This window comes from Pelovirga terrestris (assembly GCF_014773365.1).
GTDB classification, from domain to species: domain Bacteria; phylum Desulfobacterota; class Desulfuromonadia; order Desulfuromonadales; family Geopsychrobacteraceae; genus Pelovirga; species Pelovirga terrestris.
In genome coordinates this window covers 1-13,684 of the sequence record NZ_JACWUN010000025.1, presented here as the reverse complement: position 1 = coordinate 13,684, position 13,684 = coordinate 1, and the positions used below count along the sequence as shown (strand labels likewise).

General features: G+C 53.4%; 20 protein-coding genes and 1 pseudogene. 14 read left to right on the top strand and 7 right to left on the bottom strand.

Annotation, left to right across the window (positions count from 1 at the left end; all coding sequences use genetic code 11):
- On the bottom strand, nucleotides 1–277 hold a 277-nt coding region (locus ICT70_RS14500), incomplete at its 3' end, for an AAA family ATPase (protein ID WP_191157895.1).
- 292 nt (nucleotides 278–569) lie between these two features.
- On the opposite strand from ICT70_RS14500, the gene ICT70_RS14495 reads away from it, so the two are divergent.
- Complete coding sequence (locus ICT70_RS14495) at nucleotides 570–1,259, top strand: Rad52/Rad22 family DNA repair protein (protein WP_191157893.1); 690 nt, start codon at nucleotides 570–572, stop codon at nucleotides 1,257–1,259.
- An 18-nt stretch (nucleotides 1,260–1,277) separates the two neighbouring features.
- Nucleotides 1,278–2,102: a RecB family exonuclease gene (locus ICT70_RS14490; protein ID WP_191157891.1), complete on the top strand. Its 825-nt coding sequence runs from the start codon at nucleotides 1,278–1,280 to the stop codon at nucleotides 2,100–2,102.
- 13 nt (nucleotides 2,103–2,115) lie between these two features.
- Here ICT70_RS14490 and brnA read toward each other — a convergent pair whose 3' ends face one another.
- Both brnA and ICT70_RS14480 read right to left on the bottom strand, forming a co-directional pair.
- Complete coding sequence (gene brnA, locus ICT70_RS14485; RefSeq protein ID WP_191157889.1) at nucleotides 2,116–2,343, bottom strand: type II toxin-antitoxin system BrnA family antitoxin; 228 nt, start codon at nucleotides 2,341–2,343, stop codon at nucleotides 2,116–2,118.
- Nucleotides 2,333–2,593 (bottom strand): annotated as a pseudogene (locus ICT70_RS14480) (BrnT family toxin). Before ICT70_RS14480 ends, brnA begins: the two are co-directional and overlap by 11 nt.
- Nucleotides 2,594–2,721: 128 nt before the next feature.
- On the opposite strand from ICT70_RS14480, the gene ICT70_RS14475 reads away from it, so the two are divergent.
- From ICT70_RS14475 to ICT70_RS14420, 12 genes are all read left to right on the top strand, one after another.
- A complete protein-coding gene (locus tag ICT70_RS14475; protein WP_191157887.1) occupies nucleotides 2,722–2,910 on the top strand; it encodes a hypothetical protein in 189 nt (62 codons plus the stop codon).
- A 101-nt stretch (nucleotides 2,911–3,011) separates the two neighbouring features.
- Nucleotides 3,012–3,587 carry a JAB domain-containing protein gene (locus tag ICT70_RS14470; RefSeq protein ID WP_224747089.1) on the top strand — a complete coding sequence of 192 codons (576 nt, stop codon included), beginning with the start codon at nucleotides 3,012–3,014 and terminating at the stop codon, nucleotides 3,585–3,587.
- A gap of 35 nt (nucleotides 3,588–3,622) precedes the next feature.
- Nucleotides 3,623–4,654: an AAA family ATPase gene (locus ICT70_RS14465; protein ID WP_191157885.1), complete on the top strand. Its 1,032-nt coding sequence runs from the start codon at nucleotides 3,623–3,625 to the stop codon at nucleotides 4,652–4,654.
- Nucleotides 4,651–5,043 (top strand): hypothetical protein, encoded by a 393-nt coding sequence (locus ICT70_RS14460; RefSeq protein WP_191157883.1) that lies wholly within the window; start codon nucleotides 4,651–4,653, stop codon nucleotides 5,041–5,043. Before ICT70_RS14465 ends, ICT70_RS14460 begins: the two co-directional genes overlap by 4 nt.
- 70 nt (nucleotides 5,044–5,113) lie before the next feature.
- Entirely contained in the window at nucleotides 5,114–5,953 is an 840-nt protein-coding gene (locus tag ICT70_RS14455; RefSeq protein ID WP_191157881.1) for a DUF3150 domain-containing protein, read from the top strand.
- An 81-nt stretch (nucleotides 5,954–6,034) separates the two neighbouring features.
- Entirely contained in the window at nucleotides 6,035–6,310 is a 276-nt protein-coding gene (gene tnpA / locus ICT70_RS14450) for an IS66 family insertion sequence element accessory protein TnpA (protein ID WP_191157879.1), read from the top strand.
- A gap of 3 nt (nucleotides 6,311–6,313) precedes the next feature.
- The gene (tnpB, locus tag ICT70_RS14445) at nucleotides 6,314–6,640 is read left to right on the top strand and encodes an IS66 family insertion sequence element accessory protein TnpB (RefSeq protein ID WP_191157877.1); all 327 of its coding nucleotides are present in this window, start codon (nucleotides 6,314–6,316) and stop codon (nucleotides 6,638–6,640) included.
- Nucleotides 6,641–6,691: 51 nt separating this feature from the next.
- Nucleotides 6,692–8,086 (top strand): IS66 family transposase, encoded by a 1,395-nt coding sequence (gene tnpC / locus ICT70_RS14440; protein ID WP_191157875.1) that lies wholly within the window; start codon nucleotides 6,692–6,694, stop codon nucleotides 8,084–8,086.
- An 85-nt stretch (nucleotides 8,087–8,171) separates the two neighbouring features.
- A complete protein-coding gene (locus ICT70_RS14435) occupies nucleotides 8,172–9,419 on the top strand; it encodes a tyrosine-type recombinase/integrase (protein WP_191157873.1) in 1,248 nt (415 codons plus the stop codon).
- Nucleotides 9,416–10,363, top strand: coding sequence for a tyrosine-type recombinase/integrase (locus ICT70_RS14430; RefSeq protein ID WP_191157871.1), 948 nt, complete (start codon nucleotides 9,416–9,418; stop codon nucleotides 10,361–10,363). Before ICT70_RS14435 ends, ICT70_RS14430 begins: the two co-directional genes overlap by 4 nt.
- A complete protein-coding gene (locus ICT70_RS14425; RefSeq protein ID WP_191157869.1) occupies nucleotides 10,360–11,370 on the top strand; it encodes a tyrosine-type recombinase/integrase in 1,011 nt (336 codons plus the stop codon). Before ICT70_RS14430 ends, ICT70_RS14425 begins: the two co-directional genes overlap by 4 nt.
- An 83-nt stretch (nucleotides 11,371–11,453) precedes the next feature.
- Entirely contained in the window at nucleotides 11,454–11,693 is a 240-nt protein-coding gene (locus ICT70_RS14420; protein WP_191157867.1) for a transposase domain-containing protein, read from the top strand.
- A gap of 19 nt (nucleotides 11,694–11,712) precedes the next feature.
- On the opposite strand, the gene ICT70_RS14415 is transcribed toward ICT70_RS14420, so the two are convergent.
- The 4 genes from ICT70_RS14415 to ICT70_RS14400 form a co-directional block, all read right to left on the bottom strand.
- A complete protein-coding gene (locus ICT70_RS14415) occupies nucleotides 11,713–12,381 on the bottom strand; it encodes an integrase family protein (protein WP_224747090.1) in 669 nt (222 codons plus the stop codon).
- Between the two features lie 382 nt (nucleotides 12,382–12,763).
- Entirely contained in the window at nucleotides 12,764–13,093 is a 330-nt protein-coding gene (locus ICT70_RS14410) for a helix-turn-helix domain-containing protein (RefSeq protein WP_191157863.1), read from the bottom strand.
- Nucleotides 13,077–13,331, bottom strand: coding sequence for a type II toxin-antitoxin system RelE family toxin (locus ICT70_RS14405; RefSeq protein WP_191157861.1), 255 nt, complete (start codon nucleotides 13,329–13,331; stop codon nucleotides 13,077–13,079). Before ICT70_RS14405 ends, ICT70_RS14410 begins: the two co-directional genes overlap by 17 nt.
- Nucleotides 13,332–13,402: 71 nt before the next feature.
- Nucleotides 13,403–13,684: VanZ family protein (locus ICT70_RS14400; protein WP_224747088.1), on the bottom strand; the 282-nt coding region annotated here is incomplete at its 5' end.

The following is a 13,684-nucleotide window of genomic DNA, read 5'->3' as shown; positions in this document are numbered from 1 at the left end:
CACCAAAGCTGATTTTGATCACCGGGTAAGTCGTCTCCCAGTCCCACTTATCTTCAATGTCGAGTCCTTTGAAAAGCTCCCTGCGCCCTTCAAATAAATCCTGCAGGGTTGAGACCAATAGGCTCTTACCGAAGCGCCGGGGACGGGAGAGGAAGTAATAGCTCCCCTCTGTGACCAACCGATGGATCAGGGGAGTTTTGTCAACGTAGGTATAGTCACCTTCCCGGATTTTGGAGAAGGTTTGGATCCCTATCGGGAGCTTGGCGAGTTGTGTCATGGATTGCCTCCTGATAATTGCCATAGGTAGAACAGCACGGTTCTGCGTATGGCACTGCTGTGAGTATCATACCTGTTTGTTCAGCCAGGTCAAACGACTATTGTTATGAACCCTGACCCCGCACCGCGCTCACAAGCCATCCAAAAACCAGCCCCTGTCTTGTTAAAAGAAAGTGACGGGAACCCTTACATCAAAGGGTCTGTCACCCACGCATCGCCGGTCCTCCCCCTTTTCGGGAGTGACCGGCTTTTTTGTGTTTAACAACACCACCACCAAGACAGGAGGTAAAACCATGGATGAAAACACCAGAACCATTCTCACCGCCCCTTTCCGAACAAACCAGATCAAACAGCGCCCTGGCAGCTTTGGCGCAACCTTGAGTTACGTCGAAGGAAGTGCTGTGGTTGAGCGTCTGAACCAGGCCTTTGATCACAGCTGGAACTTTGAGGTCATCACCGTCGACATCAACGTCGATGCCGGGGAAGTGATTGCCCATGTGCGTATTGCTGCTGACGGGATTATCAAGGAAGGCTATGGCTCCAGTCAGATTACCCGCCACAGAGACAGTGGTGAGATTGTTGATCTGGGCAGCAATATCAAGGCTGCCTGTACTGATGGGCTGAAGAAGGCAGCGACCTTGTTGGGGGTCGGTTTGAACCTCTACCAGACGGAGGCCGCCGAGGAGCCCTTGCCACAGTCCCGAGCCCAGCATTCAGAACCGCCGCCAGCACGTCAATCAACAACTCCGCGCCAACCCTCAGCCCCGCATCCTTCTCAGCAGCCAGCGGCCCCTTCCGGTAACCGCCTCACAGCCAAGCAAAAATCCCTGATTCTCAAGCTGGCCGTCGAAGCCGGAATAAGCCATACCCAAATCTCCCAATACTGTCAGGAGGTATACGGCAGAACTGTTGATTTTTTGAGTAAAGCCGACGCCTCCAAGCTGATCGAAAACCTCTTTTCCGGCCAGGTTAAGGCCGCCTAAAGAACAGGAGAGTAAACCATGACACAGTCACTGCGCGCCCTGCGCCATCAACTGCATCTCAGTTATAGCCAGATCAATACTTATCTGACCTGCTCCCTGCGCTACTTTTTCCAGTACGTCAAGGGATTTGCACCGGAACATACATCGAGCGCACTCATTCTGGGCAGCACTATCCACGCCAGTCTGGCGCGTTACTATGACGGCATCAAGGAGAAAGGCGAAGCAGAAAGCCCGGACTCGCTCCTGGAATTTTACCGCGATTCCATGGCCATCGAGCTGGCAACCCCGCGTGCACCGGTTATGTTCGGCAACGATGCCGGTAACGCCGATGAGCTGCTGGCTCTGGGTGAGAGGCTGCTGCGAGCCTACCTGGACAATCCTGGCTTTAATGGCATGGAAGTGGTGGCAACGGAGCTGCCGTTAAGTATGCCACTGGTGACACCGGATGGAAGGGTTACGGATTTTCATCTCATCGGCGCGGTGGATTTGCTGCTGAGGGATCAGCTTGGTCGCTTGCTGGCGGTCGACCATAAGACAGCGCGCAATGCGCTGACGCAAGAGGCCATCGACCAGGATCTGCAACTCAGTGCCTACACGCTGCTATTGCAGCACAATGGCTATGTGGAGCCGGAGCAGGCACTGCATTGCTGCTATAACGTCATCCGCAAGCTGAAGACGCCTAAGGTGGAAAAACATCTGACCACGCGGACGGCAGCCGACACCGAGCGCTTCAACCGTATCGCCAACGCCGTACTGTCAGGGATTGAGGCGGAGGTTTTTCTGCCCTGCACTGGCTGGCAATGTAGTGGGTGCCCCTATCAGGAGCAATGCAATAGCTGGTGAGCCCTTGTGGGCACTAGCTGGCCTGTCTCTCCAGCCGTTCCGCCAGCCAAAGTTTGATGATCGATTGACGGGGAACTCCTAGCCTGCGGGCTTCCCGATCCAGGGACTCAACCATCCACGCCGGAAAATCCACATTGACCCGTCGTTGCTCCTGATTGGGGCGTCGAGCCTTGGTCAGGTCGAGATGCTCTACAACGCTTTGTCCATCATCGAAAGCCTTGTCGAAATCTTCAGTTTTCATACAGCGTAATCTCCTCCGGTCGCGACCGCCTGGCGGAGATCAGACGAATCGCCTCCTGGCGGTAAGTGATAATGACAGACCAGTGCTTCCCCCGGATCTGCCCGACAACTAAAAAGCGTGGCTAGCCTTGCGTTCGTGCAGGAATCTCAAGACGGTCAGGGTCATGCCACAGTTGCTGCGCCTGATCGAAATCAATGCCGTGCTTTTCGGCGTTAGCGGCACTTTTGGTCGGGTCATATTCAAAGTTCATGACTTAATAGTTATACCAAAAAGAAACAAAGTCAACCCACTAATCATACCTTTATTCCCCGCATCTTGCTTGGCAGATGACGGGGCTTCTTATGTCCACCACCCTACAACGATGAAAGGAACTATCCCATGTCCACTGAAAAAGATGTGATCCAGGTCGCTCTGGAAGTTGGCCAGCGCGTCATGATGAATGCCCAGGGCGACCCCGCCCGTACCCTGGCCTACGGAGTTGCAGCTGCTGTCGCCGCTGTTGGCGCCGGTATCGGCTATGGCAGTTACAAATATGGCCGAAAAGCTCTGGATTGGCTGAGCGATTAAGGATGATCTACACCAACCCATCAATTTGACATACAAAAAACCCATGCCGGTCGATAACCATCTGTGTTGCCACCGGCATTCGTGTTTTTCAAGGAGAACAGATGATGATTATTCCCATTACTGAAGGTAAACGCCGTAGCGGTTACACACCAACCTCTGAAAGACCATCAACTACCACAACCCCCAGGCTCATCAATTACCGAATCCGCGAGATCGTGCCTCGATATCGTGATGTTGATATCAAGTGTGCTATCTCCGAGATGCTGCAACGCACCGGCAGAATTCATTGCGGTGAGGATGTGGTGGCTCTATTTGGTTTTCTGGCGTGGGAGACCCGTGAGAATTTGTATGCCCTGCATTTGGATACGAAGCACCGCATCCTTTGCCTTGATCAGGTTAGCCTGGGGAGCCTGAGCAGCAGCATCGTCCATCCTCGTGAGGTCTTCAAATCGATATTGGTCTCAAGTGCTGCAGCCGCCATTTTTGTCCATAACCACCCGTCCGGTGATCCCGCTCCCAGCCATGAAGACAAGAAAATTCATCAGCGCTTGACGGAGGCCGGAGAACTCCTCGGCATCCGGGTTCTTGACCATCTGATCATCGGTCGCAACGGCGCATTTGAGTCACTGGTGTCGCCGGGATTCGGTGCACAAAACGAAAACTTCAGCAGACCGTGAAACATCATCTGATCACAGACAAGGAGAATCATCCTATGAGCAACGCTGATTCCAAAAATCAAACTGCAACTCCAGCATCAACGACAAACCTCACCAACCTTCTGAGCGCCCCTGAACCCGTACCAGCCCAGTACACAGTGAACGAAATCTTCGGTTTCCCGAGCCAGATGCCATTACCCGGCTATCAGCCTGGCCATCCTCTGGTGCCCCAGTCGCTGGTCAGTTACGTCTGGAGTCCAGGGCTGGCGAAAGATTGCATTGAATGGTTGTGTGACCCTGAGCCGGAACCGCTTTGGGTCAGTGGACCAACCGGCTGCGGGAAAACGGAAGCGTTGAAGCAACTGTTTGCCAGGCTGCATATCCCGACAGTCATCGTCAGTGCCAAGAAGAGCACGGAACCTGACGACATCCTGGGAAGAGTCCAGCTGGTGAATGGCAATACCGTCTTTACTCCTGGGCCGCTACTTGAAGCCTACGCTCGCGGTTATGCCATCGTCTTTGATGAGATCGATGGATACAACCCGGAGGTGATGATGGCGTGCCATCGTCTGCTCGAAAAAGCGCCAGTGACCTTGGATGACGGGACAATCATTACGCCAGCGTCTCGGATCCTTATGGCCGCAACCGCCAACACCAGGGGCGACGGCCAGGGCGGTGATGTCTATGCCGCCACCAGCGTCTTTAACCTGGCCACCCTCAATCGCTTTGAGAAATGGAGCATGGATTACCCCTCTGCTGAGGTCGAAGAGCAGATCCTGGCTGGTGCCCTGCCCAGCCTGGACGACAAAGCAATAACTGCGATGGTCAGAGTTGCAACAGATATCCGTGTCAGCTGGAGTCAAGGCAGCTGCCCTGGCCCGATCTCGATCCGGGATCTGAAGCGCTGGGGACGCAAGTTGTTGCTTGGTGCCAACCGGACCGATGTCCCTGTCGTCTTTCACGCCTTCGATAAAGCCTTCGGACATGGTGTCGACGAGCACGTCCGGGCGATGCTGCACAAGCTCATCCAGACCCACTTCAACATCCCGACACCGCAGATACTGGAGACGAAAGGAGGCACATCATGAGCTACCCTCTCCCCAAAGACACCCTCATTGGCTTCCATTTGCGCTCACCCTCTTCGTCCGGCGGCAAGGATTGGATCGGCTGCCTGACCAACTGCGGCATATTCCACCGCTATTGGGGTAAGATTGGTCAGATCAACCAGCATCAGCAGACAAAAGGCAACCACCACGAGCTGCAGAAGCTGGTCAAGCAGAAGCAGGCGAAGGGTTATCAGATTATTGATACCTATCACGCGCCTGCCGGTTGGCAATCACAGCAGTCGCTTCGGTCTTCTTCAGCAGGATCAAAGACGAAATCTAAGCCGGAATCCATGCCTTTGCCAACGACCATCGTGGCGGATCCGATTCAGATTAAAGCTTCATCTCGGCACACTCTGGCATGGGATTTTTAAGCAGCCACCTGTCATATCCCAGTATCAACCCAATACAACCAACGACTCTATTTATATAAGGAGACCAACCATGCACCTCACCGTACTGGAAGAGATTGTCCTGTTCATCCTGGATATCCGGTTGTGGACCGGACGTAAGAAGCTCAAAGAAGAGGATTTAGCCGTTAACGGCATAAATACCAGTCAGCTCCCACCCGGCACATTGGCATCCCTTGGGAGCAAGAAAACCATCAGCACTGAGGCTCTATCACCATTTCAATCGATGAAACGCGAAGCCGAGAAGCTGCTGCTCGCAACGGGCGTGAGATTTCTTGGTGGCTACGCCGTCCCTGCCGGAAAAGCACCGGAAATCAGTAGCCGCTTAATGGATTTACAAACCAACTTCCAGGCAGCCAAAGCGACTCTGCTCCTTGAGTACGATCAAAAAGTCCGGGAGTGGATTACCGCCAACCCGCCCGAGTGGGCATCGGTCATTCAGGCCTCTGTTGACTCGGTGACCACCGTCGATAAGGCTCTGCATTTTGGGTTCACACCGGTCACCATCCAGCCACCCAAAACCATGCCGGATAGTGAGCCACTGGAGGAGCAAGCAGAAGGTCTCTACGGTCAGCTCTGCAACGAAATCCGCACCACGGCCAAAACCACCTTTGATGCATCCTACGTTGGTAAGCAGAGTGTCACCCGCAAGGCTCTGCGACCAATCAATGCTATCAGGGAGAAGCTGGTGGCCTTGGCCTTTCTTGATTCTGAGATTCCTCCCCTGATCAACAGCATTGACGACACCCTGAACCAACTCCCTCTATCCGGCCCGATTGAGGGTCAGTATCTCAATTTACTTGCTGGGTTGCTGAGCAGGCAACTGATGCGCATGGGGCTACCGGTAGAGCAGCAAATAGAAGAAGAGGAGTAAGCGTCAACCCAGCCCATCTTGCTGAGCACCCGGTCCCCGGTTAATCTGCCTTCCGAGCATACTTGCAACGGAGGCTGATCGATGACGGAACAACAGCAATACTGGACTGATAAAATTACCGCCTGGCGTCAGAGTGGCCTGAGTATCGCCGCCTGGTGCCGGCAGCATGATGAAAGCTACTGCCGTTTTCTGTATTGGCGCCGACAACTGGAGCCACAGCGAGAAGGTCGTTTTGTTGAGCTGACCGTGCAGTCCGTGGGGTTGCGTCTTTCCTGTAGCGGCATAACCCTTCAGCTTGAGCGTGGTTTTGATCCTGATCTGCTGCGCGATGTTCTTGCTGTCGTCAAAACGCTCTAGCTGATGCATCCGACCGGTTGCCGAACTATTTTGCTCTACGATGAAGCGGTGGACATGCGCAAGAGCTTCGAGGGGTTAAGTGCCCTGGTCGAAGCTGCTTTTCCCGGGACCTTATTGACCGGCTCACTGTTTCTGTTTTTGAATCGCCGCCGCAACCTGATCAAGGTGCTGTTTTGGGAAGGCGATGGGTTTGTCATCTGGTACAAGCGCCTGGAGCAGGGCACCTTTCCGGACTGTTTTTCCGGCAGCCGAGAGCTGACCCGCCAACAGTATGTTCTGCTGCTTGAAGGGGTTGTGCCAAAGCGTTTAAGTCGGCGTTTTTCCTTGTAAAATAAGCCCTTTTTGCTTCCCTGAGATAGCTAAATATGCTATATTTCCAGCATGTTAACTCACCCAACGACAACCGACAAGCTGCAGGATCTGGTACGGCAGCAGGCGCAGCTGATTGAGCAGCAAAGCGCTCAGATTGCCCTGCTTCAAGAGCAGTTGTCGTGGCTGAAAAAACAGCTGTTCGGTGCTAAAAGTGAGCGCATCGTTGCAGATCTGGGGCAACAGAGCTTGCCCTTTACCGAGATCGAGGTCGTGACCCCACCGACCGAGACTGTCGAGCAGATCAGCTATGAACGCCGCAAGGCGATCAAAAATAAGGGCACCGACACCATCGCCTACCCGGACGATCTTCCCATCGAGCGCAAGCTGCTGGATCTGCCGGACGAGCAGAAGGTCTGCCCGGCGACAGGCGAACCCCTGGTGAAGATCGGCGAAGAGGTGACCCGCAAGCTGGCGCGCAAAGCCGAGCAGTTTTTTATCATCGAATATGTCCGCCCCAAGTACGCTTCACGCAAAGCACCGGATCAAGGGGTTGTGACGGCAGCACTGCCCGACACCATCATCGATCGCTGCCCCGCAGATGAAAGCCTGCTGGCCAGTGTGGTGATCGCAAAATTCTGCGATCATCTGCCGCTGTATCGTCAGGTGCAGATGCTGCGGCGCAGTGGCATCCACATCAGCCGTCAGACCCTGTCGAAATGGGTCTTAAGTCTGGGTACCGGTCTTGAGCCTTTATACGAGGCGATGAAAGCCCGCGTGTTACAAAGCGGGGTGATTTTTGTTGATGAAAGCCCCATCAGCCTGCAAGGGCAGAAGAAAGGACCGTGCAAAAAGGCGTATATGTGGATCTATGCCGGAGGCGGTGGTGGCGATCCGCCGTATCGGTTCTTTGAATTTTGCATCAGTCGCAGCCATGCCCATGTGGAGCAGACCCTGAAAGACTACCAAGGAGTCTTGCACTCGGACAAGTATGCCGCTTACGAGAAGCTGGCAAAGCGGGAAGATATCCAGTGGTGCCCCTGTATGGCGCACGTTCGACGCAAATTCGTCGAGGCCGAAGGGTCTGAGCCCGAGCTGCGTCGCCAGATTCTGCAAAAGATCCGCTACCTGTTCCTGTTCGAGCGGGTCGCCTGGGCGCGCAGCCCCGAAGAACGCCTGCAGATTCGCAAGGACAAAGAAAAGCCGATTCTGGATAGCCTGACAAGGCTGATCAAAGAGCGTCTTCATCAAGGGGGGCTATTGCCCAAAGCCAAGCTCACACAGGCTCTACATTATTACCTGGGGCTGGCGCCGTACTTTGAGAATTATCTGATCAACCCCGATGCACGGCTTGACAACAACGTCGCCGAGCGGGCCATTCGGCCCCTGACCATTGGGCGCAATTATCCGAGGACGATTATTATGCAAGGGTTATCCTCTTTCCCCCATGAGTGTCTGATCCACTAAGGATTAGTGCCTTCGTCACGGTCATTATCCTTTCGATAAAAAATGGTGTTTCCTGTGGGCTCAAACCCTCACACAGGAGAATCCCATGCATATCGACGACTATCTAAATCTCGTACGACGCGACTGGCTAACCAACGGTCCTCTCAATGATCACACCACGGCTTACATTGATTCGCTTTGTTGTCAGCGATATCCTAAGAGCACCATCCGTTCCTACCTGGGCTGCCTTGCCCATTTCAGCCGCTGGCTTGAAATTGAAAAAATCGATTTATCAAGACTGGATTCATCGCTGATTAAACGCTTCCTGAATGAACACCTTCCCAACTGCACTTGCCCCCCACCGTGTTATAGCGGTAAAGCCAGTTCGAGTGCCGCCCTCAGGCATTTCTTCAGAGTTGTGCCAGGTGTTTCTGCTGCTACGCTTGTACCGGATCCCATTGAAATCGAGATCACATGTTTCACTGACTATCTCACCACAACTTGTGGCATCGCACCGTCCACCCGAGATCAGCGAGTCAAATACGTCAGAAAGTTTCTCATTCACGCATTTAACACCCGAATGCCTGTGATCTCAGAACTGGGCGTATCTCAGCTGGATTCCTTCTTTGCTGAACACTGCACACATATGCAACCGGCCTCATTTCGTGTTATCTGTGGCTGCTTGCGAAGCTATTTCCGCTATAGAGTTCTGCAGGGTGATCCGGCCATGTCTCTGATGGCAGCGCTGCCGAGAATTGCAGACTGGCGCCGCTCCACATTACCCAAAACACTTTCGATCTCCGAACTGGAATCATTCCTGAATTCCTTCGATTGCGCTGACCCTGTCGGGTTGCGCGATTATGCCATCGCTCGCTGCCTGGTCGATCTTGGTCTGCGCGGTCACGAAGCCACTTACCTCACCTTGAAATCTGTAAATTGGCGTAATGGAACATTGACAATCCGCGGCACCAAGAGCAGTCGTGCGCAACAGTTGCCATTGCCAGCAACCACGGGCGAGGCCATTGCCCAATATTTACACCAAGGTCGACCCAAGACCACGAGCCGGATGCTGTTCGTTCGACACCGAGCCCCGTTTGACAAACCTCTGGGGGTTCCAGCGATCCGCTCTTCGATGAACCGTGCCTTTGTCCGCTGCCTGTTACGAGATCGGTTCTGCAACACCCACGTACTCCGACGAACCATGGCGACCAACCTGCAGCGCTCGGGAGCTTCAGTGAAGGAAATCGCCGATCTTCTCAGGCATCAAAGCCTCGATACGGCGAGTACCTATGCACGGGTCGATCTTGATCGCTTACGCTCTGTCACTCTGCCGTGGCCGGGATACCAGTCATGAACGCGCCGAATTCATGGATGTCCCGAGTCGAGAACTACTTAATATATCGTCGTCGCCAAGGGTTTGATCTGAAGTTTGACGCAACGCGGCTTCGTTCGTTTGCCCGCTTTGCTGACACGTTTAGCACGAAAGATCACCTGACAGTGGCTCTTGCTATCTCGTGGGCTCAATCCTCGAAACTTCCGAAGCCGCTTACCTGGTCGCGTCGTATTGCAGTATTGCGAGGGTTCGCACACTTTTGCTTGCGAGATAACCCGGAGACGGAAGTGCCACCCAACAGACTTTTTGGGTCTACGCACCGCCGCCTCATTCCGCACATTTACACGGATATCGAAATAAACACGCTACTTAGGGCGGCCAAAGGGTTGAAACCGGATCGGAGCCTGCGACCAGCTACTTGCGAGTGCATATTTGGTTTATTGGCCGCAAGTGGCTTGCGCATCTCAGAAGCAGTTGCTCTGACCAATAAAGATGTCGATCTCACTACAGGTGTTCTGCATATCCGGGAAGCCAAGTTTCACCAACAACGATTGATACCTTTGCATTCGACTGTCACAGCGGCGCTAGCCACTTATGCCGTACGACGAGATCAATTGATTTCCTCAGCAGCCTGTGACCGGTTCTTCTTGCGTCAAGACGGCCATCCCATCAATCAGTCCAGCATGCTGTATGCCCTGAAGTCACTGTGTCGGCAACTGGGATGGCTACCTCGTGGCGACCACCGACATCATCGTCTGCACGATTTTCGACATACCTTTATCGTGCGGAGCTTACTGCGCTTTTACGAGCAGGGTATAGCCGTTAATCAGGCTATTTTGGCGCTATCAATCTACGTTGGACATGCCAAAATAAGTGATACCTACTGGTACATCACAGGGGTTCCTGAACTGATGGCCATCGCAGCCGAGCGCTTTCAGCTATACAGCAACGAGGGACGGCTATGAACACTTTACTCGAAGTTCCTAACGAATTTGCTACATTGCTACAAAACTTCTTTGCCGAGCGCCTCATGCAACAGCAGAACGTCAGTCCAAAAACAATTATTGCCTATCGCGATACTTTCCGGCTGCTGTTGAAATATGCTGAACGAGAAATAAGGAAAAAACCCGTTCAGCTCGCGCTGTGTCACTTCGATGCAACGCTGGTACTCGACTTTCTTACCTATCTCGAAGTTGAACGCCACAATATGGTGCGTAGCCGCAATGCACGGCTGGCGGCAATACGGGCTTTTGCCAATTACGTGTCTATGCAATGCCCGCCTGCGTTGCAACACATGCAGAAGATCCTGGCAATTCCGATGAAACGCTTTGAAAAACCCCTGCTCGGGTTTCTCTCCCGCGAGGAGATTCAAGCCTTAATTGATGCCCCCAATGCGTCAACTTGGTGTGGGCACCGTGACAGAATAATGTTCGCATTGCTCTACAACACCGGCGCCCGTGTTTCTGAAATGCTCGGCATCCGCGTCGATGACATTACGTTGGCCGCCACGTCCTCGGTGCGCCTACACGGAAAAGGTCGCAAACAACGAACTGTACCATTGTGGAAAAAAACGGCAGCAGACATCCGCTGCTGGGTAAATTACGCTGGCCTGCGCCCTGACCAGCCGCTCGTGCCGAACCGTAGCGGGTTACCTATGACACGCACAAATGTTGCTGATCGGCTCGCCTTGTCGACTATCGCAGCAGCGAAAAAATGCCCACAGTTGGCAGGTCGCAAAATCACGCCGCATGTGATGAGACACACGACAGCTATGCATCTGCTACAATCCGGAGTCGACATAACGGTTATAGCTTTGTGGTTGGGCCATGAAAGCCCCGTTACCACTCACGGCTACGTTGAGGCAGATCTTGAGATGAAGGAACGAGCCCTTGCTTCTATTGCCCCGCTCGACGTAAAGCGTAAACGCTATCGACCAAGTGATACTTTGCTCCAGTTTCTCGAAAACCTCTAAAATTATGCAAACCCATCTGCGTGGACCGCCTTGCAAAATGCCCCTTATAGACAATAGCTTGCATAATAATCGTCCTTGGATAATTGCGCTTATCGAAACATTTTGATAAGCGCAAAAACTGGTTGTTTGTCGGTAGTGAAAATGGTGGTCAGGCTGCTGCTATTTTTATGTCGCTGATTCAAACCTGTCGGCATCTGAACATCAATCCCCAGGAGTATCTGGAAGATGTCCTGCGGCGGATCATGGGTCACCCGGCCAAACGGATCGAGGACTTATTGCCGGATCGCTGGTTGGCTGCTCGCCAAGAGAGTGCCCCAATCTGAACGGCTGGACAAGATGGGTTCAGTTGACGGTTACAAGACGGATGATGTCTGGAACAATAGGGCTTTGGCATTGCTCCAGGGTCGTCAGCAGTCGTTCCAATTCTGCCAGAGTTAAGAAACGCTCTCTGGCCCCATGGTCAGCTAATGGCGAGATATTTTTCGTCGGTGCCCGGCCAATAATCTCCCACCTCTCGGCCAAATGAAACAGGTGCTTGACCAGGGCCATGTTGCGGTTGACTGTACCGGGCTTTAACCCCTGCCCAAGAAGGTTGTTCTGAAACTGGATCAGGTCAGCAGGGGTAAATTCACTCATGAGTTTATTCCCCCACAGGCGCATCATCTTGTCGTCGATGCGGGCTTTGTCGTATTCCCAGCTGCGCTTGGTATTGCGGGCATGAGGCAGGTAGTGATCCCGGACAAACTCGGCAAATGTGGGCATCTGCTTGATCTTTTCGACATGCTCCTGAACGTCGAAGCCCATCAGAACCTTGCTCTTTAGGATGCGGGCATTTTCACGGGCTTCGTCAACGTTAAGGGCAGTTGTCCGACCTAGGCGAACCTGACGGATACGCCCGGCTTTGTCACGATAACGCAGGTAATAGGTAGCACTGCCGGTACGGGTGACTTCGAGCATAAACCCGGTTAACTGGGTGTCGAAATAGGTGATTTTGGCAGCCGTGGTTGGCAGCGGGGCGGATTGTCGACAAACTGCTGACGAAGATTTACGCGCGGCATGGGTACCTCCTTGTTGTGTATGAGAGTTGGTGGGAGAAGCTGTTCCTTCCCTTTCCCTCTTTTAACAAGGAGATGGCTGGTTTTTTGATGGGGATTGCTGAATAACGAACGTAGTGGTGCCTGGAATGGACAAAGAGGTTCAAAGTGCGGCTAGGGTATGGGTTTGGTGGAGATTGGGCGCTGAGGGGGCGCTCAGGAGGTCATCCTATTGAGCAGATGAGTCGGAACCGAGGAGCCAGGTAGATTGCTGACTGGAATTGGCGTAGCAGGTTTCGGTCGATGATAGAAATCCCTCTCGACCCCCCTTTTGACAAAAGAAGAGGCTATGCTCCGTGCTAAAAATCCAACTGTTCGACGGTTATATCAAAGGCCTTTGCAACTTTCGTCAAGGTGTTGCGGCGCGGACTAACAGTTGTCTCCATTTGCGCGTAGGCAGCTTGGCTGATGCCGATCCTGCGGGCTACCTCAGCTTGTGTCAGTGACAGATACTCTCTCCAGGCACGCATCGGGGTCACCTGCTGGTCGAAGACATGGTTAACAACCTCGTTCGGTACCAAATGTTGCTTTGCCTCATAGTGCGAGAGCCACTCGGTATAGGGGAGAACAACGAAGGCGGGTTCGCCTCCGGGGTCACGGATAATCTGAATATCAGTAGGTCTGTTCATCACGTTTCTTTACCTCCTGGATGGCAACGATTCGGACAGTTCCGTCAAAGTCAAAGAAGACCCGGTAGCGCCCTACACGCAACCGATAACCATAGGGATGGTTCACCAGTGCCTTGACACCCTGACAGTTAGGCATGTCCGCCAGGCGATCAACAGCCTGTCGAATCGCAGCGTTGTCGTGACGATCAATTTTGCGCAGTTGCTTTAATGCTTTTGGTCGCCAATATACGGAATTCATGCCGATAGATTATAAGTTAATACAGGTATTGTCAAGAAGCAAACTTATATCTGCTACCCTCTCCCCTCCCCTCACACCACCAGCCCCAGCCCCAGCATAATCCCCACCGTATTGGCCAATTGATCGCGCCAGCTGAAGTGGCGGCCGGGGACGAAGTGCTGGAGGCATTCGATCAGGAGTCCGGCGATGAACAACAAGGCGGCGCTCAGCAGGAGGTTCCGAGTCAGGGCGGAGATCAGCACCATCAGCAGGAAGTAGCCGCCTAAGTGCATGAGTTTGTCGTTGGGTAGCCAGCGGGGGAGGAATCTGCCGGGGAGTAAGCAGCCGGTGAGGATGAGCAGGCTGGTGATTGA